This window comes from Bacillus sp. AY2-1, assembly GCF_008368965.1.
Classification (GTDB): Bacteria; Bacillota; Bacilli; order Bacillales; family Bacillaceae_G; genus Bacillus_A; species Bacillus_A thuringiensis_S.
On sequence record NZ_QPEL01000253.1, the window covers coordinates 1 to 3132 of the forward strand.

A 3132-nucleotide genomic window follows, 5' to 3' on the forward strand; every position below is an offset into this window, starting at 1 on the left:
GTATATTCTAAAGTTTAAAAAGTGAGATACTCTTTTTTTATTAGATGTTATAATAATTTTATATTTGTGAATGATTTATAATTATATAAAAATTTAGTTTAATAGGTGTTTTCTTATATGGTAAATGGTTGATTGAAAAATTATATAAGTTTATTCTAAAAGATTTAGAATAAGATTGATTTTATAGAAGGCGGGAATGTAAATGATACATGAAGCGAATATACATACAAGAAAAAAACTAGTTTCTATGTTTGATGATTTCAATAACGTTATTTTACTTTCTTATTTACAAGGGCATATGGGGACTGCTTGGGTAAATGATCTTGAAAATCCAACAGTAGCACAAGTTACGGTAGGAATTTTCACATTTTACGCTGGAGACCCAAATGTGCAAGAAACAGAAGAGTTATTACGTAATATTCCTGAAAGAATTTTAGTTATCGTAAATAGTGAAGAGTGGAAACAACGCTTAGAAACATTCCATGAAAGAAAAATAGATAAGTTTTTACGCTATAAGTTCAAACGAAATTCAGAAGGTTTTAATCGTTCAAAATTACAGTCTTTTATATCAATACTTCCAAAAGGATATGAGTTAAAAAGAATAGATGAGCATATCGCAAATAGCCCTACATTACATAAAATCTCTGAAGATTTTATAAGTCAATTTCAGTCGGTAGAAGATTATATAAACCGTGGTATAGGTTATAGCATTTTATATAACGGAGAAGTTGTATGTGGTGCATCCTCGTATAGTATTTATAATGATGGAATTGAAATTGAAGTTGCGACTGATCACAATCATAGAAGAAAAGGTTTGGCAACTGTAGTTAGTGCAGCTCTTATATTGGATTGCTTAGAAAATGGAAAGTATCCAAACTGGGACGCAGCGAATACTACATCTGCTAACCTAGCAGAAAAGTTAGGATATGTTTTTGATAAAGCGTATGATACTTATTTTGTGGATAATAGATGAGTGAAGGAATTACATACTAAAAAATAAATACGCCCTAGTACGTAAGTCTAGGGCGCATTTATTAGTTGGTAAATATCTTCATAACAATCTTATCACATTTTATCTTTTGAATGTTTGGAATTAAAGATATTTATGTGACTTTTTGAAAAAATAAAAGAGCAGCTAGCAAAAGCTAACTGCTCCTCTCAAAGGGAGAATGGAGAAATACAATCATGTTACCTATAGTATTGACGGAACATTGAGTTTTAATCAGCCATTTATAAAAGGAGAGATAAAATATCTTTGATTAATCCTTAGGCTCCGATTAGGAGTACTGATAGAAAAACGATTGAGAATATACTTTTTATTATATTTACAATTTAAATAGTAGAACGTGTTTATCGTAGTTCTCCAAACACCAATTATATTTTTTTAGAATAATTGGATGGACTGCTTCTTTCGTAGTATCGACTTCAGTATAGCCATATTTCTTATAAAAGTTTTCTAATTCCTCAAAAGGAAGACAATATACATCTTGTATTTGTGATTTTTTTACAGTTTCTACTAAAAATGAAACAAGCTCACCAGCTAATTGTAGCCCTCTAAATTTAGGGAGAATAAAAATCCCGCCCATTTCTATAGTATCTGCATCTATTTGGACTAATCGTCCAACACCTGCATACTCGTTGTTATATGTAATAATTGCAACTTTATCTCTCTTTAAATCACTTCGTACAAATCCTATTGATTCATATTGACTATTAATCCATTTTAAATCGTTAGATGTAGCTAGTTGAATACTCATATACATCCTCCTTCCGAATACTAGCGCTCTCTTCATTATATAGAACATAAGATACTATATCAAAGGAACCTTGAGATAGCACATTTGTTTAAGTTATTAATTAAAAGTGTGGGGTTGCTGGCATTGAAATGTAGGCTTCACCAAATATAGGATAATAATGTTGTGAATTTAGTGTTACATAGTCAAAATAAAAATTAGTTCATACGTTCGGTAACGCAATATTGTTTAAGTGTATAGGGATCATAGCGTTATTTTAATTAGTAGTTACTGTATTAATTGAATCTCTTAAGGAAATGTGATAATCGCCAGCCTAGTTGATGCAAATTGTATTAGAGTTTAGTAAAAAAATCCTCCTGAAAAAGGGGGGATTAAATATAAGAGCACTTCGAAAAGTGCCCTTCAGTAACGACTACTCATTCTAAAAATATCATATGAAGTTAAGTGTATTTAAGTATGGGTCTTTTATATAAATGTGAAATAAAAGATGGTTGTCTTCTTGTTAGAAGGCTATTTTTTGTTATTACAAAAAAAAATTAGAAGTAAAATATAAATTCAAGTTACTTGTCCAAACAAATTATTAAAAAATACATAAAATGCTAGTAGTTAGCCAATATTTTAATATTGCTAATTTTTTAGTTTAAAAGGGGTGATTTTATGTGTGATTGTGAAGTTTGTAGACGAAAGAAAAACCGGGATCCATTAAATCGGGATTCTGAACGAAAAAAAGTGGATTCTGAGCCAATAAAAAAGGATTGTGAACCAAAAAAACAGGTTTCTGAGCCAATAAATCAGGATTCCGAATCAGTAAATTCTTATTCATATAGTAAAAATGCAAATTTTTTAGAAGAAGCTATACAAACAGATGAAATCGATCAAGTTTCTGAGGAATATATTGAAATAGTAGATTCAGCAGATGTACAAGTTACTACTACAGATACAAAAGCTGCGCTATCCATCCAAGCGGCATTACAAGCAGCTATCGTAGTTGTAGTAAGTATTTCTATAGCAGATAGTGAAAAGGCTGACCGTGTAGCACAAGAATTATTTCAAAAATCATCTATTAAACAAATTAATAAACAAGAAACTGTTATTAGAAATTCTAGAAATGTAACAGTAACAACTACTGATACAGATATAGCAGTAAATGTTCAAATTCTTCTCCAAATTTTATTAGCTTTACTAGTAAAATTAAATATTTTATAAAATGTTTAACCCATTTATATTTAGCCACAAGGGTTCACTCTAAGTAAATATTTTTTGTTGTAATATGTGGTACAAGCTTGGACTTCTCATTATGACCGAATTAATATTCAAGATTTATGGGAAATTAAGTGTGGAAAACTACACAATAACAAAGGTGAACTTATTATTTAAC

Annotated in this window: 3 protein-coding genes; 2 read left to right on the forward strand and 1 reads right to left on the reverse strand. The window is 29.7% G+C overall.

The features are described 5' to 3' along the window. Positions 1 to 202 precede the first annotated feature (202 nt). Positions 203 to 973 (forward strand): GNAT family N-acetyltransferase, encoded by a 771-nt coding sequence (locus tag DN403_RS29905; RefSeq protein ID WP_000581062.1) that lies wholly within the window; start codon positions 203 to 205, stop codon positions 971 to 973. Between the two features lie 352 nt (positions 974 to 1325). Here DN403_RS29905 and DN403_RS29910 read toward each other — a convergent pair whose 3' ends face one another. Continuing rightward, positions 1326 to 1757 carry a GNAT family N-acetyltransferase gene (locus tag DN403_RS29910; protein WP_000027167.1) on the reverse strand — a complete coding sequence of 144 codons (432 nt, stop codon included), beginning with the start codon at positions 1755 to 1757 and terminating at the stop codon, positions 1326 to 1328. Between the two features lie 654 nt (positions 1758 to 2411). Between DN403_RS29910 and DN403_RS29915 the strand changes: the two genes are divergently transcribed. Next, positions 2412 to 2960 (forward strand): spore coat protein, encoded by a 549-nt coding sequence (locus DN403_RS29915; RefSeq protein ID WP_149186071.1) that lies wholly within the window; start codon positions 2412 to 2414, stop codon positions 2958 to 2960. The last annotated feature ends 172 nt before the right edge of the window (positions 2961 to 3132 follow it).